General features: G+C 35.8%; 21 protein-coding genes and 1 tRNA gene. 14 read left to right on the forward strand and 8 right to left on the reverse strand.

From position 1 onward, the window contains the following. From ACPF9A_RS06655 to ACPF9A_RS06665, 3 genes are read right to left on the reverse strand one after another with little or no spacing between them, the layout of a single operon-like run. Window positions 1–1,374 (reverse strand): tetratricopeptide repeat protein, encoded by a 1,374-nt coding sequence (locus ACPF9A_RS06655; RefSeq protein ID WP_424002814.1) that lies wholly within the window; start codon window positions 1,372–1,374, stop codon window positions 1–3. Between the two features lie 39 nt (window positions 1,375–1,413). Then, the gene (locus ACPF9A_RS06660) at window positions 1,414–2,700 is read right to left on the reverse strand and encodes a hypothetical protein (RefSeq protein ID WP_424002816.1); all 1,287 of its coding nucleotides are present in this window, start codon (window positions 2,698–2,700) and stop codon (window positions 1,414–1,416) included. Next, window positions 2,701–3,429, reverse strand: coding sequence for a type III pantothenate kinase (locus ACPF9A_RS06665; RefSeq protein ID WP_424002818.1), 729 nt, complete (start codon window positions 3,427–3,429; stop codon window positions 2,701–2,703). A gap of 100 nt (window positions 3,430–3,529) precedes the next feature. On the opposite strand from ACPF9A_RS06665, the gene ACPF9A_RS06670 reads away from it, so the two are divergent. From ACPF9A_RS06670 to ACPF9A_RS06680, 3 genes are all read left to right on the forward strand, one after another. Further along, window positions 3,530–3,602 (forward strand) — tRNA-Phe (locus ACPF9A_RS06670). A gap of 74 nt (window positions 3,603–3,676) precedes the next feature. After that, on the forward strand, window positions 3,677–4,648 hold the full coding sequence (locus ACPF9A_RS06675; protein ID WP_424002820.1) for a phosphotransferase: 972 nt from the start codon (window positions 3,677–3,679) through the stop codon (window positions 4,646–4,648). Beyond that, window positions 4,645–5,916 carry an ADP-ribosylglycohydrolase family protein gene (locus ACPF9A_RS06680; RefSeq protein ID WP_424002822.1) on the forward strand — a complete coding sequence of 424 codons (1,272 nt, stop codon included), beginning with the start codon at window positions 4,645–4,647 and terminating at the stop codon, window positions 5,914–5,916. The genes ACPF9A_RS06675 and ACPF9A_RS06680 overlap by 4 nt, the downstream gene beginning before the upstream one ends. Before the next feature lie 4 nt (window positions 5,917–5,920). On the opposite strand, the gene ACPF9A_RS06685 is transcribed toward ACPF9A_RS06680, so the two are convergent. Beyond that, window positions 5,921–7,516, reverse strand: coding sequence for a glycoside hydrolase family 32 protein (locus ACPF9A_RS06685; protein WP_424002824.1), 1,596 nt, complete (start codon window positions 7,514–7,516; stop codon window positions 5,921–5,923). 55 nt (window positions 7,517–7,571) lie between these two features. Between ACPF9A_RS06685 and ACPF9A_RS06690 the strand changes: the two genes are divergently transcribed. From ACPF9A_RS06690 to ACPF9A_RS06710, 5 genes are all read left to right on the forward strand, one after another. Further along, window positions 7,572–8,078, forward strand: a complete 507-nt coding sequence (locus tag ACPF9A_RS06690; protein WP_424002826.1) for a rhodanese-like domain-containing protein — start codon at window positions 7,572–7,574, stop codon at window positions 8,076–8,078. Window positions 8,079–8,149: 71 nt separating this feature from the next. Next, window positions 8,150–8,821: a TIGR04282 family arsenosugar biosynthesis glycosyltransferase gene (locus ACPF9A_RS06695; protein WP_424004437.1), complete on the forward strand. Its 672-nt coding sequence runs from the start codon at window positions 8,150–8,152 to the stop codon at window positions 8,819–8,821. Then, entirely contained in the window at window positions 8,818–9,633 is an 816-nt protein-coding gene (locus ACPF9A_RS06700; RefSeq protein WP_324025224.1) for a purine-nucleoside phosphorylase, read from the forward strand. The genes ACPF9A_RS06695 and ACPF9A_RS06700 overlap by 4 nt, the downstream gene beginning before the upstream one ends. 44 nt (window positions 9,634–9,677) lie before the next feature. Next, entirely contained in the window at window positions 9,678–10,382 is a 705-nt protein-coding gene (locus ACPF9A_RS06705; RefSeq protein ID WP_424002828.1) for a TIGR04283 family arsenosugar biosynthesis glycosyltransferase, read from the forward strand. A 196-nt stretch (window positions 10,383–10,578) separates the two neighbouring features. After that, window positions 10,579–12,141, forward strand: a complete 1,563-nt coding sequence (locus ACPF9A_RS06710) for a Kelch repeat-containing protein (RefSeq protein ID WP_424002830.1) — start codon at window positions 10,579–10,581, stop codon at window positions 12,139–12,141. A gap of 87 nt (window positions 12,142–12,228) precedes the next feature. Here ACPF9A_RS06710 and ACPF9A_RS06715 read toward each other — a convergent pair whose 3' ends face one another. From ACPF9A_RS06715 to ACPF9A_RS06730, 4 genes are all read right to left on the reverse strand, one after another. Continuing rightward, complete coding sequence (locus ACPF9A_RS06715; RefSeq protein ID WP_424002832.1) at window positions 12,229–13,263, reverse strand: N-acetylmuramoyl-L-alanine amidase family protein; 1,035 nt, start codon at window positions 13,261–13,263, stop codon at window positions 12,229–12,231. Between the two features lie 66 nt (window positions 13,264–13,329). Next, window positions 13,330–14,595, reverse strand: a complete 1,266-nt coding sequence (locus tag ACPF9A_RS06720; protein ID WP_424002834.1) for an outer membrane protein assembly factor — start codon at window positions 14,593–14,595, stop codon at window positions 13,330–13,332. Between the two features lie 170 nt (window positions 14,596–14,765). Next, entirely contained in the window at window positions 14,766–15,641 is an 876-nt protein-coding gene (locus ACPF9A_RS06725; protein ID WP_424002836.1) for a hypothetical protein, read from the reverse strand. A 24-nt stretch (window positions 15,642–15,665) separates the two neighbouring features. Beyond that, entirely contained in the window at window positions 15,666–16,382 is a 717-nt protein-coding gene (locus ACPF9A_RS06730; RefSeq protein ID WP_424002838.1) for a DUF547 domain-containing protein, read from the reverse strand. 275 nt (window positions 16,383–16,657) lie between these two features. Here ACPF9A_RS06730 and ACPF9A_RS06735 point away from each other — a divergent pair, with 275 nt between their 5' ends. The 6 genes from ACPF9A_RS06735 (at window position 16,658) to ACPF9A_RS06760 (ending at window position 24,902) form a co-directional block, all read left to right on the forward strand. Further along, on the forward strand, window positions 16,658–18,004 hold the full coding sequence (locus ACPF9A_RS06735) for an NAD(P)/FAD-dependent oxidoreductase (protein ID WP_424002840.1): 1,347 nt from the start codon (window positions 16,658–16,660) through the stop codon (window positions 18,002–18,004). 29 nt (window positions 18,005–18,033) lie between these two features. Then, window positions 18,034–19,617, forward strand: a complete 1,584-nt coding sequence (locus ACPF9A_RS06740) for a 4Fe-4S binding protein (protein WP_424002842.1) — start codon at window positions 18,034–18,036, stop codon at window positions 19,615–19,617. Window positions 19,618–19,774: 157 nt separating this feature from the next. After that, window positions 19,775–22,180 carry a hypothetical protein gene (locus ACPF9A_RS06745; RefSeq protein WP_424002844.1) on the forward strand — a complete coding sequence of 802 codons (2,406 nt, stop codon included), beginning with the start codon at window positions 19,775–19,777 and terminating at the stop codon, window positions 22,178–22,180. Window positions 22,181–22,235: 55 nt separating this feature from the next. Then, a complete protein-coding gene (locus tag ACPF9A_RS06750) occupies window positions 22,236–22,727 on the forward strand; it encodes a toxin-antitoxin system YwqK family antitoxin (RefSeq protein ID WP_424002846.1) in 492 nt (163 codons plus the stop codon). Next, on the forward strand, window positions 22,727–23,416 hold the full coding sequence (locus tag ACPF9A_RS06755) for a glycosyltransferase family 2 protein (protein WP_424002848.1): 690 nt from the start codon (window positions 22,727–22,729) through the stop codon (window positions 23,414–23,416). Before ACPF9A_RS06750 ends, ACPF9A_RS06755 begins: the two co-directional genes overlap by 1 nt. Before the next feature lies 1 nt (window position 23,417). Continuing rightward, a complete protein-coding gene (locus ACPF9A_RS06760) occupies window positions 23,418–24,902 on the forward strand; it encodes a cellulose synthase family protein (protein ID WP_424002850.1) in 1,485 nt (494 codons plus the stop codon). Window positions 24,903–24,920: the final 18 nt, after the last annotated feature.

The following is a 24,920-nucleotide window of genomic DNA, read 5'->3' on the forward strand; positions in this document are numbered from 1 at the left end:
CTATAAAGAAGGTACTGTAATGCTACCACCAACCCAACAGTTGAATGAAATAGTTTTACCAGCCATACCCGAACTAAAGATCATTTCTTTAGTTGGTGCTTTTGCACTATAGCTGTTTGCCGCCTGACTTGAAGAACCACTTAATGATGGATCGACTCTACCAGCTCTTCTTGCCATATCTGCAGCTTTCCAATACATTGCTCTTTTTTCGAAAGCCGATGTACCACAATCATTTGCACTAGTTGCATACAAGTTAGCAATTAATAAATATGCACGACCGTTAGATGGGTTAGCATCAATCGCTTTTTGTGCGTAGCTACGTGCAGAAGACTTGCTACCTTTTCTTTTATTAATAACTGCTACTTTATAAGCAATCTTAGATTTTTTATCGTTATCAGTTTCTAAAGATAATGCCTTATCGAAATCTGCAAGAGCACCTTTGCTATCGCCATTTTTCATTTTCAACGTACCACCGTAAACATAAGCATCAGCAGATGGATCTAATCTTAATTGCGCTTCGAATAATTTTTGGAACATTGCATCATCTGTACATTCTTTGTTGAACATAAGACCAACAGCTCTTTTTACCCAAACAACATCATTCTTTTTCTCTTCAAAACTCTTTTCGTAAAGTGGAATAAGGTTACCACAATCTGCTAAAGGTCCTAATTTAGAATCGATACTTCCTGCAATTTTACCATAATTCTCAGAATATGAATTGTAAGAATTTAAACGAGATTTTTCTTTAGAAGTCAACGTACCCGCTTCTTCTTTTGGCAATAGCTTAGAGATTTTACCAGTAATTTTTTCGTTTTCTACTTCAATTTTCTCTGTTACTGCATCGTATACATCAAAAACCTCTTGCAAATCTTTTCTACCAGCCTTATGCTCATCAACTAAACTAGAGAAGTAGATGTACAATGCTTTAGGGCTTGTAAAGTTTTCTTGATCTTTAGTAAATGCCTCACCTAACATGCTGTACATTTTAGCATCATCTGCCATTTTATTTTCGTACATCACCATAGCTTTATCAACCATAGTCTCACCAGCGCTAGTTTTAGATGCAAAATGCTTCATCTTATTGTCGTAAAGCCCCATAAGATCATTTGCAAATTTTTCTTTATCAGCACCAGTTGCTTTTTCTAATTTGTCTTTAAGTATACGCTCACCATATACATAGATAGCGTTGTTTAATTGCGGACAAGTTTCATAAACCATTTTCCATGGCTCATAAGCTGCGTCATAATTTTTAACTTTTGCATGTTCAGAAAATATGGACAAGTTTGTCATACATTCAGGGTTTTGCGCCTGTGCATTGCTCACTCCCATCATCCCAAGAAACATAATTGCCGTGAAGTAAAGTTTCGATTTCATTTTTTCTATTTTTAAAATGGTTAATGTACTAAATTTTTATTAATTGATTTTTCTTTTCTGGAACCAACGATCGTTTAATGAAATCCCTACATTAAATTTGAAATAACTCTCTTCGATCAAATTAGCACGAGTAGTTCCTTTTTTACCAAATTCAAAACCTAAGTTAAGATTCGAGAAACTTCTACCCAGTGGTAAGCCTAATCCAAAAGTTATGCCAAAGTTATTTATATCAACATCGTTTACCAACATACCGGTCTTATCTAGGCGTAAACCTGCACGGTAAGTAACTCGTTTTAAGTAACTTGAGAAAGAATCGTAATCTGGAGTAATAAATGCACCAAATGCCATAGAACTTGCATCTTCATAGGTAACACTTTCTGCACCTAAGAACGAATTCTCGAAAGAACTCATTTGCTGAAAACTATATTCAGCACCTACAAACCATTTATAATCTTCACCATAACCCAAACCTAATGTCGTCGTAGTAGGTATTTTCAGTTCTGTGTTGCTTAAATTCTGAGCAGCTAAATTAACTTCTACTTCTTCTATTGTTACCCCGCTGGCTACTGAGAAAGAACCTATCTGTCTATCATTTTCAGAAACAAGATTACCTTGTGTATTTACGCGAACTGAAGAATAAAGTCTTTGATTGCCTTTAATTAGCGGACTGTAGTTCAACGCATAATTGAAGTCAAAACCATTAACCCTCGAACTTCTTCTATCGAAAGTACCAAATTGAATATCCTCAACTTGCTGTAACCTTTCACTTTCTAAAGTACCGAAGTTGAAATTTACCGTTGCACCAATGCTTAAATCTTGAATAATTTCATACCCTATTGAATAGAATGCTCTATTTAAACCGCCAGTACCATTATAAACATTGGTTAATGAACCACTTGTATTGGTTCTTTCTTCAACGAAGTTATAACCGACAGAAGAATATGGCATTATACCAAACCCCATACCTAACCCATTACCAACACTAAAACCAAGTGCCAAATAATCTAAAGTCGTTACAGAGCTTTGTTGTTCTTCGGTAAAACTTTTAAGGGTAAACTGCTTATTAGAAACACCGGCCGTATAGGTTACAAGTCCTTCTTTATCCATTACCTCTAACCCAAGCTTGCCGTAAGCGGCAGGGTTTTTTAAATTTATATGTATACTATCGGCATAAACGCCAATACCACCCATCATTTGATTTTCTACAGTACTAGTGCTTTTTATATCTCCAATTCCGAAGAAAGAATAAGGCGAAACGGTACCATCTTGAGCGTACATACCAACAGTGGTAATGTATACAATTGCAATTACAATTTTTCTGATCATTTAGTGCTTGTTGTATTCCAGCAAATAATTAAGCCCTTTCAGGAGAAATTTGGAATCCGCAAATATGGTATTTTTTAATCGTTTAGACAAAAATAGTGTATCACCGCCTGTTAAAATAATTGTTAAATCTTTAAATCTAGCTTTGTAGAGATCAATGACACCGTCTATTTCAAGAGTAATACCATTTATTACACCGCTATGAAGACAGTTTTCTGTTGTATTACCAATATAGTCTAATAGTTCTTTTTTCTCGAGTAAAGGCAATTTTGCGGTCTGTTGATGCATGGCATTATAGCGCATTTGCACACCTGGAGATATCGCTCCGCCCAAATATTCATCGAAATCATTCAACATATCATAAGTAACACATGTACCTGCATCTATTATCAAATTATTCTTATGCGGATTAAAATAATACGCAGCAGTTGCAAGTGCAATACGATCCACCCCTAAAGTTTGAGGAGAGGCATATGAGTTCTTAAATGGCACTTTTGAGGCGTTAGTTAACTCATGTAAATCGCAAAAAACGGCTACAACCTTTATTTGATCCTTAGAAAGTGACCCTACACTAGAAACTATTGCAGATTGTATATTCGGGTATTCTTTAAAGATTTTCTTAACGGCTTCAACAAACAAATCAGCAACAACATTCTCTAAATGAATTATTTCCGTCTTTTTAAAGATCGCTAACTTAACGTTTGTATTACCTGCATCAATTATTAAATTCATGTTGCAAAGATTAAAAATTAAAAAAACATTTCTCTTTTTTCATGATTTAGTTTGTAAATCATAAAATTGAAATTATATTTGCAGCCGCTTACAGCAACATGGTGCCTTAGCTCAGTTGGTAGAGCAATGGACTGAAAATCCATGTGTCCCTGGTTCGATTCCTGGAGGCACCACAATTAATCCTTACTTAACGGTAAGGATTTTTTTGTTTTAATACCTATCTTTCAAATTACGAAAAAAATAGGTTGTGTTACAAATTAGCGAAGACAGTACATTAAAATTTCTTCAAGAATATCTATCCTCTAAAGGTTGGCTTAAGAAAAGCGAAAAAATTACTCATGTCTCTAAGGCTGGTGAGGGTAATATGAATGTGGTTATTCGCGTAACTAGCAATTTACGTTCTATTATTGTTAAGCAATCAAGACCTTTTGTTCAGAAATACCAACATATACTCGCACCTATAGAACGTATTGAAGTCGAGCACACGTTCTACAAAGCTGTTAAAAACAGTCATATAAATTCTCACATACCTAGAATTATTGGCTTTGACGCTGATACACATATTCTAGCAATGGAAGATTTAGGCGATTGTGACGATATGAGCTTTATATACCATCAGCGAAGTATTACAGACAACCAATTTCACACCCTGATTACTATAATCCACCAGATTCATGGTGCAAAAGTGCCAAATAACTTTCCTGAGAATATAAAAATGCGAGAGCTTAATCATCAGCATATTTTTATATTACCTTTTATGAGCGATAATGGATTTTCGTTGGATGATATTCAACCTGGATTGCAAAAATTATCGCTTGAATACAAGGAAAATGAACAGTTGAAACAAATCATCAATTCAATTGGCGATAAATACCTATCTAAAGGAGATACGCTTTTACATGGCGATTATTATCCTGGTAGCTGGATGTCTACTGACCAGGAACTATATATAATTGATCCTGAATTCGGATTCGTCGGGTTTAAAGAATTTGACCTTGGCGTAATGGCTGCACATCTCATTATTGCTACCCACGATATTTCTTATATTGAAAAAATTGAAATTTCTTATCCTGCATATATTGAAAAGGTGCTTCTTAAAAAAGTTGCTGGGATCGAAATAATGCGAAGACTTATTGGCTTGGCACAATTACCCATTAGTAGAACTCTTGAAGAAAAAGGGGAATTATTAACCATGGCCAAAAACTTAATTTTATCATGAGATATGTAGCAATCCTTCTTTTTATTTGTTTGGTAGGATGTAAAAATGACTCCAATAAATTTGATATTCCATCGCCTACTTCTGGTAATTATTTGGAAAATGAAATACAATTAGCAGATTCAGTTTACTATGACAAGGTTTTGGGTGCTTTAGTTGGCTCGGCAATTGGTGATGCTATGGGCGCTTCTACAGAAATGTGGCACAGAAAAGATATTCAATTGTCGTATGGTTATATAAATGGATTAACGCCTGCACTTCGCGAACAATCGCCCGAAGGCACTTGGGACCACAACTTACTTGATGGTGCCACTACCGATGACACCCGTTGGAAAAGTTTAATGACACATTACTTCAAAGTCAATAAAAATGACATAAACCCTGAAAATTTCGCCGATTTTATTATTGAATATTATAACACCTTAACCAACGCTCTCGCCAATAAAGACATACAAATTAGTACAGATGCACTAGACACACAGATCGAAAAAATTGACTGGATTAAAGAATGGGCACGAGTTGCATTGGCTTACAAGAAAGACAATAGCACCTACCTACAAGCTCAAAACCGTTTTTATGGCGGAGAAATGTCTTGTGCCGGGCAATTGTACTCGCCCATGGTCGGCCTTATCTCTAAATCGCCCGCTGAAGCTTATCAAAAAGCTTATGATTTGAGTTTATTCGATATTGGCTACGCCAAAGATATTACCGCATTGGTCTCTGCCATGACCTTTATGGCTACCAGAACCCAAGACCTTGATTCTATATTAAATATAGGCAATTTTGTAGACCCCATTGGCTATGCCGATAGTAGATTAGTTGGTCGTATACCTACTACAATTCTAATTAGTTCTCGTAAAAATGTAAGGCGTAATAATGAATTGGGATTAGATTCTGTACTACTCAATGATACATTGACCTTTAAAGTACCAAAGGGATTTAAGGGTTCTAAACCTGACTGGATTCGCCAGGAGATGGTGTATCGACTACTAGAAAAAGACGAGCATAGTATTGCGTTTCATTCTGCAGAAATTTGGCAAATACTTGTTACCGCTCTAGAATATGGTCGTGGAGATTTCGAAAAAACAATGCAATTTATTGTTAACTACGGTCGAGATAATGATACAGTTGCCGCCATAGCCGGCATGATACTCGGAGCTAAACTGGGCTACAAAGCACTACCACCTCAGCTTAGTGAAACAATTATAAAAGTAAATAGAGAAAATATGGGTATAGACCTTGAGGTTTTAGCCCGTGAAATGTCTCAATAAAAAATTAGTCCCAAACACGCTCTACTTTATGCTCTGTAAAGTCTTCTATAACCAACTCTTCTTCTGAATTATTTACAATATTTATCGCCCTAAAAAATTCATTTGGGAAAATTTGATTGGTCATTACATACTGACCACCATTTATAAAAAGTTCTATTGAAGAATGATCTAAAAGCAATACAATTTCAATTGGACCATCTGGTAAATTCGGAATTTTCATTTGTTGAACTCCCGGTGAAAATTTATCGCTAAAATCAACATTGCCAGATTTTCTTCTATCTAGGGTAACCAATTTTTTGTCTCTATCAATATCGATACTTAAACTATCTCCGTTTTTATTCCTAAAATACATTTGAGCATTCGGAACAGACAACGTGAATTTTGTTTTGCTTTGATTACTGTATTTAAGCGGAACAATTCTTTTTCTAGTAGGTAATATTTTTATAATACTTTCTGGGTACGCCAAAGCAACATGTTTTTCAAAACCTACTACCGGATAATTAAATAACGATACTTGGTCACCAACCTTACGTAAAGTCAACTCTCTTGGCACTGTCATCGCGCTACGCCATTTTTCCGTTGGTGTGTCACGTGCATAATCCCAATTACTCATCCAACCTATAAAAATACGTTCATCGTTTGGTGCGTCATTGTAAGTTACACCAGCATAATTATCCCTACCTAAATCAATCCATTTATGCTCTACTTGGTCTGTTGTAAATGTTGTACCATCAAAATCTCCTATAAAATATTGAGTTCCACTACCGCCATTTGGCGCACCAGGGTTTATACTGATCAAAAGCACCCATTTCACCTCATCGGTACCTTCTATTTTTAATGGAAACAAATCAGGGCATTCCCATACGCCTCCATGCGCACCTGTTTCTTTACCAAACTCACTTACTTTTTCCCACTCTTTTAAATTGGGTGAATTCCATATTTGTAGGTGATCACCAGCGACTAAAAGCATAGTCCAAACCTCAGCTTTATCATTCCAAAAAACTTTCGGATCTCTAAAATCTTTAATTCCCGTATTGTCAATTACAGGGTTGTTCCTATACTTTACCCAACTATCACCATTATCTAAACTATAGGCAATACCTTGAGTTTGAAAATCCTTTTTCCCTGCCTGCTCGCCTTCCATATCATGATAGGTGAAAATTGCTACCATTGCCGGATTGTTCTCTGTTCCAAAGCCAGAAGTATTATTATAATCAATAACCGCACTCCCAGAAAAAATTAATCCGTTTTCATCAGGAAATAACGCAACTGGCTTATGCTTCCAAACCATCATATCTTTACTAACCGCATGCCCCCAATGCATCGGTCCCCAAACCGTACTATCTGGATAATATTGATAGAACAAATGATACAAACTATCTTTATAAACCAACCCGTTAGGATCATTCATCCATTTCTCTTCTGGAGTAAAATGATATTGCGGTCTATATTTTTCAATATAATACCCTGTTGGAATCTCTTCTTCTTCAACCAACTCTTGTTTTACCTCTTGTTTTACCTCTTGTTTACAACTGAAATTGAAAATAACACACAGCAATACACATACTGCCAAACCTTTATTTTGTAAAGTTTTAACCATAAATTCACTTTTATACCAGTACTTCTTACATGCTAATTATAGTACCTTTGTAGTAATGAAAATACTAAATTATAAGTTATTACTCTGTGTTCTTGCCTTCCTTTCTTTTTCAAAATATAGTTTAGGACAAGACAAAATTTCAAAAGCGCTAGACTCTTGGAACCAGGGAACAATACCTTATGCTTATTTCGATCATTTACCAGAGACAGATTCTATCGTATATTTAGACGCAAGAGAAAAAGAAGAATTTAAAGTAAGCCACCTTAAAAATGCTATTTGGGTCGGATATAAAAAGTTTGACAAGCAAAAGGTGCTGGAAACGATTACTGACAAATCGCAACCCATAATCGTATACTGCTCTATAGGTGTAAGATCAGAAGATATTGGCGAGAAGCTAAAAGAATTGGGGTATACCAAAATTCTCAATTTGCATGGTGGTATTTTTGAATGGAAAAATAAAGGTGGAACCGTATTTAACGACAAAGAAATTGCAACCGATAGCGTTCATGCTTTTAGCAAACACTGGGGCAAACTATTACAAAAAGGAATTAAGGTGTATTAGTTAGGAGTTAGGAGTTAGGAGTTAGGAGTTAGGAGTTAGGAGTTAGGAAAAATTAAAAAATTACATTGGCAATACTACAGAACAACAAAGCAGAGAAAGACGAAAAGGTCATAGATTTTACCCTCGCAAACTCAAACAATCTTTTACTTATTTTCACCAGAAACCCTGAAATAGGTAAAGGAAAAAGACGCTTAGCAGCTACTGTTGGCGACCAAGCTGCATATGATATTTATAAATTTTTATTAGACCATACCGTAGCGATCACCAAAAATTTATATGCCGAAAAAGAGGTGTATTATTCTGAAGAAATTTGGGAAAACGATATTTGGGACAATCAAAAATTCGGAAAGAAACTACAAGTCGGCGAAGAATTAGGTGTTCGTATGGCAAATGCCTTTCAAGAAGGGTTTCAGAACGAATATCAAAAAATCATTATCATTGGTAGTGACATGCTTGATCTTTCTCAAGAAGATTTAGAAAATGCATTTAAATCATTAGAAAAAAACGATTTTGTGGTGGGCCCGGCTGAAGATGGCGGATACTATTTACTGGGTATGAAGAAATTTTTACCTGCACTTTTTAAAAATAAAACATGGGGAACAGAAACCGTTTTAAAGGACACTTTAGCTGACCTTAAAAATGAAACTACTGCCCTTTTAGAAACAAGAAACGACGTAGATTATTACGAGGATATAAAAAATATCGATGCCTTTGCACCCTTTTTAAAACATATAAAATTATGATGAAAGATGAACTTTTAGAATCTGTAGCATACCTTAAAAATAAAGGTTTTGATAAACCTGAAATAGGTATTGTTTTAGGTACGGGATTAGGTAAATTGGTCAATAGCGTTGAAGACCCTATTGAAGCCCACTACAATCACATTCCATTTTTTCCATTGGCAACTGTAGAATTTCATACTGGTAAATTGGTATATGGCACTATTTCCGGCAAGAAAGTAGTGGTAATGCAAGGTCGTTTTCACTTATACGAAGGCTACGACTTTTTAGATATCACCTACCCTATTCGCGTAATGCACATGTTGGGTATTTCTAAATTATTTATTTCTAATGCAGCCGGTGCAGTAAACCTTGATTATAAAAAGGGTGATATGATGCTGATTGAAGATCACATTAACCTACAGGGTGGTTCTCCATTAGCATTTAAAGGTGTTAGTGATTTTGGCGAGCGTTTTGCCGATATGTCTGAGCCTTATGATTTAGATATGCGCACCAAACTAATGGCTATTGCTAAAGAGCATAATATTACATTAAAAAGCGGAGTGTATGCTTCTGTAGTCGGACCTCAACTAGAAACGAAGGCAGAATATAGAATGATCAAATTAATTGGTGCAGATGCTGTTGGTATGAGTACCGTACCAGAGGTTATCGTTGCCAATCATTTGTCATTACCTATCGTTGCCGTTTCTGTTTTGACAGATGAATGTGACCCAGACAATTTAAAGCCTGTAGATATCAGCGAAATCATCGCTATTGCTGAAAAAACAGAGCCAAAAATGGTGAAGTTATTTCAAGAATTAATCAAGCAATTGTAAGGTTTAGCAGTATTCGGCTACCATAAGTAAGCAAACAGTATTGTATGAGTGCCCAACAGCCAACCATTAGTATTATTATACCGGTATTGAATGAAGAACAGAACATTGAAGATGTACTTTTCGCTATTTCAACCAATGCAGGCTCTGACCGCATTAAAGAAATACTAGTGGTTGATGGCGGTAGCACAGATCACACTGTTGCAAATACTATAAAACATGGCGCTTCTGTTGTTAAAAGTAAAAAAGGACGTGCCGCACAAATGAACCTCGGGGCGACAAAAGCTACTGGAGATATCCTTTATTTCTTACATGTAGATTCTTTACCTCCGAAAGATTTTGACAGTGCTATTTTAAATGAAATTGACCAAGGTTTTGAGGTGGGTTGTTTTCAAATGCGATTTAATAGCAACAGCCGCTTTTTGAAATTTTTCGCATGGTGTACACGCATAAATCATCAAATTTGTCGTGGCGGAGATCAGTCATTGTTTATCACCAACAAACTTTTTCACCAACTTAATGGCTTCAATGAAAAATTTGTGATCTACGAAGACAATGAATTCATTCGACGGGTTTACAAAATAAAAACTTTTAAGATTATTTCTTCTACCGTGACTACATCTGCCAGGCGATATGAAGAACGAGGTATGGTTAAATTACAGTATCATTTCGGAATGATTCATTTAAAATACCATTTAGGTGCAAAACCAACTGAATTACACCAGTATTATTTAAAGTATATAGCGGCTTAATCTTTATTCCCCTTCAAAATCTAATAACACGCCTTCATTGATTTATTCTGCCAATACCTTGGCAGATATCTTTTTACGTAAACTTTAATTTTCACTGATTAGACGAATGGAGTTTTAAAATTACCCATTAACGGGTATTGTGGTACGGCATTCGCCAATTTACATTTAGCACTGTTAATTTTAAAACCATACCAAAATGAAAACTAAAGTATTACACCTCTTTTTATTACTATCATTTACATTTTTTATTATCAGTTGCGACAAGGACGAAACTAAAGAAACCGAAACTGAACAACAAGAACAAGAAGAAATAGAAGAGCCCGAAGAGGAGGTAACGGAAGACCCTTCTGTTGTACTTGCGCAAGAACGCGAGTCTGTTTTAAATTCATTAACAAATAATGACCAAAAAGTATGGAAAATCAGTGAAGCAGTTTTAACCAATAATTCCGGCACTTTTGATATTTCGAATAATTTTAACGTTACCGATGATGAACTTGTGTTCACCAACGAAGTTTTTGTCAGTTCAAAAACAGACTTTAACGGTACATTAGAATGGAGACCGGGAAACTTTATAGAAACAGAAGCCACAACACTAGAAGAAACCATGGTCGATTATTATGAATCTCCTTTTAAATCTGCTTTTGATTTTGTTGAAGAAAGCAGTTCAGATTTAGAAAGCCCAGGTTTTACATTTACCTACATAGATGAAAGTAATATAACGGGAACTGTTTTAGGCGAAGGAACATCAACCATCGCAATTACACTTACCCCTAAAACAGCTAATGATTATGCGCAAGTACCGACAGAGGCACTTTCATTTTCCCCTGCTTTTTCATACCCTTCTAATGCCGTTAGTGGCTTCTCCCCGGGGATGATAGGCTCTAACAGTAGTAAGAGTATTTTTATCGTGACTAGAGATGGTCAAATGATAGGTACGGAATTTGTTAATCCAGAGCGAATTACCAGATTTGATAACGAAACTGGCGAACTAACGGATAAATTATTTTTTCAGTTTGATTTCGTATCAAAACAACTTCATATCATAGACAATAAACTAAAGGTAGTCGGTGGTCAATATATAAACACCTATGACCTAGATTTACAGTCAGACCCTACCAGTGCTTCATATGATGGACAAATTATATTATCTAGACATGGTTCTGCCGTAATTGACGATGAAATTTTTATTGTTGGTGGATCCCTTGGCGATACACAAAATATTGGTGATGAAATTTATAAATGGGATGATTTAAATTCATCACTTACAACTGAAACCATAATGCCAGAAGCTAGAAGTGGAGCCCGTGCAGAAACCGTACAAAACAAACTATATGTTTTTGGTGGTACAGAAGAGGCCTTTGGTCAAAATGCCAAAAACTCCATTTATATCTATGATTTTGAATCAGGGGAAATTACCACTGAAACCATGCCTTCAGCATTACACTTTACTTATACCGGAAAATATGAAAACCTAATTATCGTAAGTGGTCAAATAAAATCATTTACAGATGATGCTGATGGTGACGGTAACCCTGATGAATTTTTAACCCAAAATGACAACGACCCCTATATAGGCGTATATAACACTTTAACTAATGAGTTTACTGAATTGACTACCAATTTAACCAGCCCTGAAAATGAGACTATTCATTCTATGGCCGTAATCAATGGAAAAATATATATTCTTTACGGTCAACAAGAAGAAGTGGCTGAAGGAGAATTTCAAAATTGGGATGTTTTAGTAGCAGATTTAAATTAATCACCTTTTATTGCAATTGAAAGTTTAAACCATTATCGTTAATTATAACGGTAATGGTTTTCTTTATTCCGAAATTTAAAATCAAAATTATTCCCCTTCAAAATCTAACAGCACTCCTTCACTTATCCATTTGGCGAGTGCCTGTCGATTGTCTGGATCCAGAATTCTGACCTGATCTTTTTTATTCCTAATATTCCCAATCTCAATGTATGCCATTGCAGGGTGTGTTTTCTTTACTAAATACAGTGATGTTCTATCTTCAAAAGTACCCGAATACGTTCTATTAGGTTGGTATTTTTTATACTTATCCCCAAAGGTCTTATGAATACTTTCTGCTAGTTTTTCTCCATTTTTACTTTTCTCGTGGTGGTAAAAGAAAACATCTATATTTTGATTTTCGCTTCTACTATCTACATGGGTTACAATCAAGCGCTGGTATTTTCCTCTATTTTCTTTATACAAATCATTAACGATATCTACCCGCTGTTTTAATCTAGCAACTTGGTTTAGCGGTATTGTTTTATTCATATATGCCACCTCATCATGGTCAATTTCAAGAACGAAATCATCTCTAATTCCGTCATTTTCGTCTTGTATAATGATATACACTTCTGCACCATGAGCTAATAGCTCTTTCGCCAATCGTAATGTAATATCATAGGCATATTCGTCTTCGGCAATAGCCTTGCCTGCATACACACCCATAGCACCAGGATCGGGACCACCATGACCTGAAACTAAATAATATATATTGCCTTTTAACCGTTCACTTTTAGCAATGACCGTTTTATGTTTCTCCCCAAAAATGGCATAAGAAACACTTTCTATTTTTTTAATTTCTTTTGATTGTAGTTGTAGTGAATCGACAATGGCGACAGTATCTAATTTTATCCTCGGAAGCACATAAACTCTACCAGCAACGAGATGCACGCTATCGCGTAAATCATGATAGTTTAAGGCTACAAATTCATCATAAGCCTCATACGGATTTACACCTTGCTTTCTTAACAACGATAAAATTCCGTCGCCGGGCTCTGCCACAACCGTTTTCAACGAATCTTGCGCAACACAAAAGACGCTAAAAAACAATAAAAATAAAATTGTAAAACTCTTGTGCTTCATGCTATTATTGAACGCAAGGTCTATGCCATACTTTATTTATGGCTACCTATTAAAGCACAAAGATTGCTAAAAATATTGACCAATACCAAAGACAATTCCGTTGTCGCCGTCTTTTGTGATTCCGTAGCCGTAATCTATCCTAAAAATCGCATTGAAAATTCGTTTGTGCATAAATCGGAGTCCGACACCCGGATAAATTCTAAGATTCTCACTCTTTAGCAAATCATCAAATCCGCCTGCGGGGTTCCGCCATGTGCCTCCATCTATAAATACATTTCCTTGAAGTACAAACTTATTTTTATCAATTAAAGTCTGTCGGTATTCTGTATTTAAAACAACCATACCTGTACCTCTATCAATGGTATTACCCACCCCTCTAATATTTAAGTTATTATCTACGGTAAAGGGTGCGAACGGACTATCAACATTACTTGCCAAACCCAAACGGAGCCTACTTGCCCAATTACCCCTATCGCCTATTCTTTTGAAATAGGTAAAATCATTAAAACCAATTAAGAATTCAGGTAAGTTGGTATTGGTACTGCCCACATATTGAAAATTAAGTTGACTTCTAAAGCCTTCTAAATAATGGTAGAAATAATCTAAGCCGTTATAATCATAAATAAATTTGAACAGATGCTTATCTACATTTAAATTCAACGGTACACCGGCACTTGTGGCACCATCAATATATTCATAGTCTTCAGTAAAAAAACTAAAGCCCAATTCCATTCTATTTTTGAAATTGAGTTCATAAAGCCCTAAGAGTTCAAAGCCGGTATTGTTATATTTATAATCTGCTGTGTCATCTTGAAAAAATACAGGCTCTAATGTGGTAAAATTATTATAATTTACAGCTAAACCCAGCTTATTCGAGAATAGGTATGGTGCACGTACACTCAACCCAAACGAGCTATAATTATCATACTGATAAAAAGCACCCAGCGTAATGTTGCGACCAAAAGAATTGAACTCTTGTAGCCCTATTCTAAAAGCAAAATCATCATTAGACGAGCTAAATAGATTAGCAAACGGAATTAACGTAAAGTTTTCTTCAATAACATACGCTACCTTACAAGTTTCATTTGCTACATTTTTAACCTCGTAATACGCATGAGATATAGACGGCAATCTTTTTAAACGTAATATGTCTCGATCCATTAGAACAGAATCTAACAGCATACCTTCTTTTACGTCTACGAGATTTTCAATAAAAGAAATCTTAGTACGTTTTGCACCCTCAAACTTCAATTCTACCATCGTAATATCTTGCCCTTTCATGAAGAAGCCAGTAAATATTAGAATAAATAAAGGAAGGGTTTTTTTTTTCATTTTTTCAAATACTCATACTATTACCCATGTGAATCTTTCATCAAGATTTTCAATATAGAACAAAATAGTTATGTAATCAATTATAGTTCAAAAGCATACCAATTAACATCAAAAAAGAGCCTATTTGTTTCTGACAACAAAAGGCTCTTTTAAGAACACTCAAACTATTACTAAAATATACCTCGTAATCCTAAATTGAAGGTTTGCCCTAGACCTGTATTATTACCGCGAACAAAATTGGTATACAGCACTTCTAAGTTCAGCGCATTTGTTAATTGATATTTGGCACCGCCACCTAAGGCTGTAAAATCTTGTGTAAAATTGTTACCTAAGTCTAAACGCTGAGAGTGTTGCGCCAAAACCAAAACGGTGAATTTACTGGATGGAAAATAGCTAAGAAATAAACCTGGTGTAAGGTTTAAACTATTATTTGCGAAACTCTCTTCTTTGTCGCCAAAACTTAGCTCAGAGTTGATTTCACTAAAAAGCTGCCATTTATCACCCGGGAAGGTATAATCGTAAAAGAATCTATTTTGCCAGATGTATCCTTTTTGATCCAGAAATACTCCATTTTCAGTTTCGTTATCCACCAACGGCAGAAAGAATGAACTTTGAATAGAAAAATTACTGACAGAAGCAATCGGCACAAACTTTACCGATGGCGCAATTGAGGTAAGTCCTGATCTGGCGGTATTGTTCTCTCCATCGAATTTAAATACATCTAAGGCACTTCTATCACCAATTACGTTTGACCTGAATTCTAGAATTGCACCTACATTCCATCTTTTGTTAGTACCTACGCCCGTATACCCTTCAATGGTAGACGTAAAAAATGTTTGCCTAGGTATTTTCCCGGACGCAAATGTACTCTTGGTTTCGGTATATAAATTATTGAACCATTTGACATCGTACTGCCCTTTGCCCACTAATTTCGACGGTGTGTACTGCTGTATATTACTTTTCTGTTGCAAACTATCTTGACTATACCCTTTAAAAAAGGCACAAAAAGCCACTGCAAGAAATAAATTTCTAGTTATAATACTCATAATAAAGTTTTTAGGTTTTGTTAATTATTTGGCTTCGTTCAAAGACCAGTCATAAGGGTAATAAGAAACCTTTGTATTTTCTGGTAATTGCTCTTTTCTATAGGTATTGATAAAATCAACTGTACTTCCATTTTGCTCAAAGTCTCCTTTGTACCACTCGAACAGTTGTGATATCTGAGCTTTATTCTTATTTACTTTAATAAAATTAGGATTGTTCAACGCCATAACGGTTTGTTTCTGTAACTGACTTTCTAATGCAGCTGGCTTATACGCTGTGTTTATAATTGGAGGACACCCTAAACCTGCACATACCAATACAAAATGAAATCTTGCTTCTGTTGGAAATTGTGCTCTTAGCAAATCATTCTCTATTCCGTTTAAGGTTGTTGACTTACCTCCAACCTCATGTTTTGTTTTATCGAAAAAACCAGCAACATCTAAAGGTGATTTTAATGGATAATTCTTAACAATACCGTCTATAACAAGTAGATTATAAGCATTTATCCAAAAAGATTGATAAATGGCAGCGTCAGATTTTGATACTGAAATACCTTTCGCAGTTTCCAATAAATCATTCAAAGCTTCAGGATTGTTTTTTATCGCCGCATATTTCACTTTACCATCAACTACATTAGTTTTAAAATAGCTATCGCTCTTACTAAAAAAGGTAGCTACATCTTGTGCAGATATATTGGTTACTATTAAAAGGAAAAACAATGTCTGTAATAAAGTTCTTTTCATAATATTCGAAATTTAAATTCGCATTTGAGTTTGTTTAGGTCGTAGCTTTTTTCAAAAACATACACTTCCTAAAAAAATAATTTATTTTATTTAAAATTTTCAAGCCAATTAAACACTGATTTACTGCATGTTACAAATCCGTTTTAATTCTATTAAAACGCAAACTACGTTTAAAAGTATCACAGAAGTATAACAAGTTTATAATCTTTCTAAATAAAAAGAAGGCTGTTAAGTTCTTACCTTTAATACCGACACACCCATCAATAAAAGCATTTATGGATCATATAGTAATTATTGGTAATGGCATATCCGGAGTCACTTTAGCTAGGCATATAAGAAAGCTATCAGACAAACGAATCACCATTATTTCTGCAGAAAGTGACTACTTCTTCTCTCGTACGGCATTAATGTATGTCTACATGGGGCACATGAAATTTGAACATACACAACCTTACGAAAATTGGTTTTGGAAGAAAAACAGAATTGACCTCGTGAACGGATTTGTAGAAAAAGTGGAAACCGATTCAAAAAAGCTGCTCTTAAAAGACGGCTCGTCTATATCATATGATAAACTAGTTATCGCTACAGGTTCTAAACCGAACAAGTTTGGCTGGCCTGGTCAAGATTTAAAAGGTGTACAAGGGCTGTACTCTAAACAAGATTTAGAGATGCTTGAGAAAAATGCCCCTAATAAAAAAGTTTGTAACAGAGCTGTTATTGTAGGTGGCGGACTCATAGGTATTGAAATGGCAGAAATGCTGCGCTCTCGCGAAATACCGGTTACTTTTCTGGTTCGTGAAAAGAGCTTTTGGAACGGAGTATTACCTGCCGGGGAATCTGCAATGATTAACGAACATATTCTAGAACACCATATTGATTTACAATTAGATACCAATCTTGAAAAGATAATTTCTGATGAAAATGGACGCGCAAAAGCAGTAGTCACAGATAAAGGCGAAACCATTGAATGTAATGTGGTGGGTTTAACTGCTGGCGTAACACCAAATATAGATTTTCTAAAAGATTCTGGTATCGAATTGGGCAGAGGTGTTAAGGTTAATCGATTCTTGGAGACCAACGTAAAAGATGTATTCGCCATTGGCGATTGTGCAGAACAGCATGAGGGTATTGGTAGCAGAAGACCTATTGAAGCAGTTTGGTATACAGGTCGAATGATGGGCGAAGCACTTGCGCAAACCATTTGTGGCAACCCAAGAGAATACAACCCTGGTCACTGGTTCAATTCGGCTAAATTTTTAGATGTAGAGTACCAAACCTACGGTTGGGTATTTAGTGAACGTAGTAAAAAAGATAATGAACACCACTTTCATTGGCGCCATGCTTATGAAAAAATATGCATTACCGTTGCGTTTGATAAAGACAGCCATCAATTCTTAGGCATAAACACTTTTGGAATTAGAATGCGACACGAAATTTTTGACCAATGGTTGACAGAGAACAAAGATATCGACCATGTAATGACCTATTTAAAAGATGCCAATTTCGACCCTGAGTTCTACAAACTTTATGAGGATGAAATTGTTGCCAAATACAATACCGATTTCAATAAGAATATCAGTGCAAAGAAAAAAAGCTGGAAACGTATTTTCAGTATCGCCTAACTCAATAACAAATACAAAAAACACCTACTATGGGTAATTTTGACAGAAGTATGTCACTTGCGGGCGAACCGCCTAAAGCATTAAACACAGGCCAAAAATTGGCAGTATTAGTAGGTATGACCGGTATGGGCATACTTATATTACAATTGTTCAACTTAAACTTGGGAAATAGTGCCTTGTGGCTAACGATTTCTATCGTGGCCATTTTTACTGGTATTATTTGGTTTTCACAAGCTGCCTATGCTCATAAACATAAGGGAATAAAAAATGACGGCGTTTGGTTCAAATCTATTTCTAGTCGTGGTGTACTTGCCTGGATGGGAGGTATTGCCTTAACAGGGTTTTATATTGTGCTCTATTTTTATCCGCAGTATTTAGGTCTGGTAAAAGATGGCGACAACACGGGTTTAATTGCATTATTTGATCCGTTAAGTAAAGGCCTTAGCGGTAACCCTGCTAGCCAATGGTTTGTTTACGGTACTATGTATACCGTTGCTATTTTGGCATTTGGCGCTAAATTCATTTGGAAATACCGTCATAATAAATACGAGCAGTTGAGAACGGTTAGTGTTATGTTTTTTCAGACTGCATTTGCCTTTTTCATTCCAGAGATCATGGCTCGTTTAAATGGTGATTTACCATATTACGATCTTAAGAATATGTGGCCCTTAAACTATTACAATTTTGAACGTTACCGTATTAATGGTTTCATAGATTCTGGTAGTGTTGGTATGACGATGTTGTTCTTCGGTATTATATCAATCTTTGTAATCTCTCCTTTTTTGACCTATAAATATGGCAAACGCTGGTATTGCTCTTGGGTTTGTGGTTGCGGCGGATTGGCTGAAACTGCTGGAGATTCTTTTCGTCAGCTAAGTGATAAATCTAAATTCGCTTGGAAGGTTGAGCGATGGGTTGTACACAGTGTTGTTGTATTCGTTACCCTAATGACTACAGCAGTTATTTACTCGTATTTAGGTAATGATACTAGTAAATACTGGCTTACCAAAACAGTATTTATCTCTGGTGTAGCAGTTATCTTGACTGCAGTTTTTGCATGGGTAATGATCTACAAAAGAGAAGAATTGGCAAAAGATGCCAAGTATGGCGCTATCGGATATTTCACCATTATCGCTGTATTAATAGGAATGCACTTTTTTAGTGACTCAGCAAACATATTCATTTTCAAAGCAGAAACATTAAGAACCACTTATAGCTTTTTAATCGGTAGTATTTTCTCTGGAGTTATAGGAACAGGATTCTACCCTATTTTAGGTAACCGTGTTTGGTGCAGATTTGGGTGCCCAATGGCAGCCATGTTAGGTTTTCAACAACGTATGTTCTCTAAATTTAGAATTACAACCAATGGTGGGCAATGTATTTCTTGTGGTAACTGTTCTACCTATTGTGAAATGGGTATCGATGTTCGTGCCTATGCTCAAAAAGGTGAAAACATTGTACGTTCTAGTTGTGTAGGCTGTGGTATTTGTTCTGCGGTTTGCCCAAGGGGAGTTTTAAAATTAGAAAACGGACCTGAAAAAGGGCGTATCAATTCTCAAGATGTTTTATTGGGTAACGATGTTGATTTAATGGATCTAGTGAACAAGAAATAGATGTCATTTCTAAAATGGGATATGCTATTTTTTTTTGCATTGTGACTTATAAACTCAAGTGCACTTAAATTAGATAACAGGAAAAAGTTCATGAAAGACTGGTTTTTACTATTCTTTCATGATCTTTACAACCAAATTACATCAAGATATATAGTACATGAATCGCTTGTTTTACTTCTTACTATTAGTGTCGCTCTCTGTTCAATCGCAAACGGAAGTCAATTACCCTGAAGTTATTTATGGTAAGGAGAATATTAGTGCCAGCTGGGTAAGTCACCCAGATGTTAAAGGTGGCGAAGACACAGCCGTGTTGTTTCGTAACAACTTTGAAATAGCAGATCCCAAAGTTGATTTTATTATCAATATTTCTGCAGACAACCATTATTACCTTTATGTAAACGGTCAGTTTATTACTCACGGACCTCAATTGAGCGATATTCAACATTACAAATATGAAACCCTAAACCTCAAAGATTACCTGAAGCAGGGGAAGAATATTATCGCCATTAAGGTGATCAATTTCGGAAAAAGAAGATTTTTAGGCATGCAATCTATATTCACCAGCGTAATGGTGAACGGCGTTACAGACAATGCTAAAATCATTAATACAACCGGTTTTAAAGATACTTGGGTAAGCACCATTGATAAGTCGTATACAGCAAATGAAGTAGTTTGGCGAGGCGATAAAGAAAAGGCAATCGTTGGCGGATTTTACGCTAATAACCCTACCGATATCGTTGACATGAATTACCACCCCACTGATTGGGAAACATTAGATTTTGATGACACTGGTTGGAAAAAAGTAGAATTTTTCGAGAATGCCAGTAGCATGGGCGGATCTATTGCCTATTTATTAGAACCTCGTAATCTACCATTGCTTTCATGGGATGAGGAAAGAATAGCAAGTATTGTTCGTTCTTCGAAACCCCTTGAAACTGAATTCCCGGTGTTGGGCAGTTTAACACTAGCACCGAATACAACCACCACTTTTTTATTAGATCAACAATACGTTACTAACGGATTCCCAGAATTGGTGTTCAGCAAAGGAAAATCATCAATAATTACTATTAAGTATGCTGAGAACCTTTTCGGTGACAACAATGTAAAAGGGGATCGAAACGACTTGGAGAATAAAAAGCTGTTAGGCTACTACGATGAGATAATTTCTAACGGAAAAGACGTACAGAAATTCCTTCCGAATTGGATGCGTACGTTTCGGTTTATTGAGTTTGAAATTGAAACTAAAGACCAAGAACTTGTTCTTGAACATTTCGTAAATCATAGATCAAGAACTACCATACCTTCTATTGCAAAATTCACTTCAGACGATGCCATGTATAATGACATTTTTGACATCTGTAAGCGCACCATTGATATCTGTACACAAGACTACTTTTTAAGTGATGCCTATTATGAAACCATGCAGTATGTGGGCGATACAAAAATACAAGGCTTAGTTTGGGAAACTTTAAGCGGTAATGCCGAACATACCAAAAATGCAATTCGCCAGTTTGATCATTCTAGAGATTCTGACGGAAACATCTTAGGTGCTTATCCGCTTCGTTCTACATTTATTTACCCTACATATTCTTTGGTCTGGGTAGATATGATTGCCGATCAGTACAATACTTCTGGCAACAAAAAATTTATTCATACCTATAAAGATGGCATTATTAATACCCTTGCGGGATTTGAAAAGAATATGAACGACCTTAATTTGGTCAACAAAACAACATACCGCTATTTTGTAGATTGGTATACCGGACCAAATAATGGTAGTGGTACCGCTACTAAAAATGACGGACTCAACTCTGCGGTAGTTAGCTTACATTATGTGCATGCGTTAAAAAACGCTTCTCGCCTATTCAATGAAATTGGTGATGAGCAGACCGCTAACAATTATAAAAATCGTGCTGACGAAATTATTACATCGGTATACGAATTGTGTTATGATGCCGATAGAAGTCTTTTTGCTGAAAGACCAGATAAAACCATTTACGATCAGCATACCAATATTATGGCGATATTAACCGATGCTATACCGGCAAATGAGCAGCGGGCACTTTTAGATAAAATTCTAAACGAAGAAGATTTATTACAAGCAACGTACTACTATCGTTTTTATCTTTTTGAAGCGATTAAAAAAGTAGGCGCTCCAGAATTATTCGACGTCGCCCAAAAACCTTGGGAACAAATGATCAATGACCATATGACCACTACTTTAGAGCGTTTTGAAAGTGTAGAGAAACCAACAAGATCAGAAGTACACCCATGGAGTGCGTCGCCCGCATATTTTTATTTTAATTATTTGGCAGGCATCCGGTCTGTACAAAATGATTTTGAAGAGGTAGAAATTGCTCCGGCATTCGGCAAACTAAATGAAATAGTAGGTTTGCTTCCTACATCAAAAGGTAATATTGAATTTGAATTAAAGAGAACAAAGAATAAATTATCCGCAGAAATAACAATTCCTGAAACCATGAAAGGCAACTTAAATTGGCAAGGAACCGAAATTCCGCTTAAAAAAGGAAAGAATACCTATACCATTAAGAGCTCTAAATAAGCGTGCAATCTTTGGTATAGATAAAATTTAGATGTTAACCTGATATTATAAAAAAATGAAGCTATTTAAACTCTTTTACGTCGCTCTTATTTGCTTAGGATTGTTAGCTTTTATCAACCCTGAAGACAAACGTTATGAACGTACCTATTACGATGACGGAACCTTAGAAAGTGAGGGTTGGATTCGCTATAGCACAAAAACCGATTATTGGACCTTCTATCACCCAAACGGGCATAAATCTGAACAAGGGTTTTACGCTTATGGCAAAAGAGAGAAATATTGGTTCTTCTTTAGCGAAGATCGAATTAGAACCAAAGAGGGAAAATTCGTTGACAATAAAGAAATCGGTTGGTGGTTGTTTTACGACAATAAAGGACGTGTAAACCACAAATGCCAGTTAACTAAAGGAATTAAAGACGGATATTGCCTAAAATACAAGGATACAAAATTAATATCTGCAGAGAAATATAGCAAGGGTGAAAAAGTAAAAGAATGGACTTCTTTTCGTGCATTTACCAATGAAAATAGTTTATCAGATTTAAAATAATGACAAATATTAAAGTAATTATACCAGCTTTTAACGAAGCAGATTCTATTGCCCATGTCATCAATGAGCTACCAAAATCGGTATCTGAGGTAATCGTTGTGAACAATAATTCGACCGACGATACCGTAAAAAATGCAAAAGCCGCTGGAGCTACAGTACTTACAGAGACCAGAAAAGGTTATGGTTATGCCTGCCTTAAAGGGTTAGATTATGTAGCATCGACAGCTAAACAACCCGACATTATCGTATTTATTGATGGAGACTATTCTGATTACCCAGAGGAGCTGGATAAGGTAATTGCTCCTATTTTAGAAAATGACATCGATTTTGTGGTCGGTGCCAGAACAAAAAGGTTGCGTGAAGAAGGTTCAATGACTCCGCAACAGATTTTTGGCAACTGGTTGGCGACTTTTTTAATGCGTTTACTTTTTGGCGCAAAATTTACAGATTTAGGTCCTTTCAGAGCAATTAAGTACGAAAAGCTCAAAGAATTGAACATGGAAGACAAAACTTATGGATGGACGGTTGAAATGCAACTAAAAGTTCTTAAGAAAAAAATGACATATACCGAAGTACCAGTGCGTTACAAACGAAGAATTGGCATCTCAAAAGTATCAGGAACCGTAAAAGGTAGTATATTTGCAGGCATAAAAATTTTGGGGTGGATCTTCAAATACAGCATTAAATAATATGGAACTAGCTTTAGCTTATTTTATCATCGTAATTTATAGTATTTCATTACTATTGATTTTCTTTTATAGCTTGGCACAGTTAAACCTGTTAATCAACTACCTATCTAATAAACGACAAGATCAGACAGCTCAGAAATTTAATTTATTAGACCCAAAAGAAATTCCGTTCGTAACCATTCAACTACCTGTATTCAACGAGGAGTATGTAATGGACCGTTTATTGGAAAACATTGCAAAAATAGAATACCCTAAAAGTAAATTAGAAATTCAGGTATTAGACGATTCTACCGATGAAACTGTTATTACCACTGCAGCCACTGTTGCAAAATTACAAGAGACCGGTTTAGATATTCAACATATTACAAGAACAGATCGCTCTGGCTTTAAAGCGGGTGCTTTAAAAGAAGGACTTAAAGTAGCCAAAGGTGAGTTCATCGCTATTTTCGACGCCGATTTTTTACCGGCTTCAGATTGGTTGAAGAAAACAGTCATCTACTTTAAAGATGAAGAAATTGGTGTGGTACAAACCCGTTGGGGACACTTGAACCGCGATTACTCTACCCTAACAAAAATACAGGCTTTTGCCTTAGACGCTCACTTTACTTTAGAACAAGTGGGGCGAAACAGCAAAGGTCATTTTATCAACTTTAACGGTACCGCAGGTATTTGGCGTAAAGAGTGTATTATCGACGCTGGTAACTGGGAAGGCGATACGCTTACCGAAGATTTAGATTTGAGCTACCGAGCGCAGTTAAAAAATTGGAAATTCAAGTATTTAGAAAACGTAGAGACTCCTGCAGAATTACCTGTAGTTATCAGTGCAGCACGTTCACAACAATTTCGTTGGAACAAAGGTGGTGCAGAAAACTTTAGAAAAACGGTATGGAGCGTTATAACTGCAAAAAATATTTCTTTTAAAACAAAGTTTCACGGGGTAATGCACTTATTGAACAGCTCTATGTTCTTGTGCGTTTTCTTGGTAGCCATATTAAGTATACCATCGCTATATATTAAAAATACCTACGGTCATTTAGACTGGGTTTTCTCTCTATTAAGTCTGTTTACCGTAAGTACGATCATCTTATTCGTTTGCTATTGGTTTACTTACAAGAGCATACAGGGTAGCGGCTTTAACAACTTTGTAGATTACATACGTATCTTCTTTACCTTTTTCTCGGTTGCCTTGGGTTTCTCTTTACACAATACCATTGCTGTAATTGAAGGTCATATGGGTAAAAGAAGTGAATTTGTACGTACACCAAAATTCAATATTAGCACTATAAAGCAAAGCTGGAAAGGCAATAAATATTTAGCTAAGAAATTATCGCCAAATATGATATTAGAATTTGCCTTAATGGTCTATTTCATGTTCGGTATGTACAGCGCTATACCATTAAATGATTTCGGACTGTTTCCGTTTCACTTTATGTTATTCTTAGGCTTTGGGTTTGTATTCTTTAAATCTTTGACCTCAAGAGCATAAAATAGCTTTAAACAAGAT

Origin of the sequence: Maribacter sp. IgM3_T14_3, assembly GCF_049603095.1 — a bacterium.
In the GTDB taxonomy this organism is placed as follows: Bacteria; Bacteroidota; Bacteroidia; order Flavobacteriales; family Flavobacteriaceae; genus Maribacter.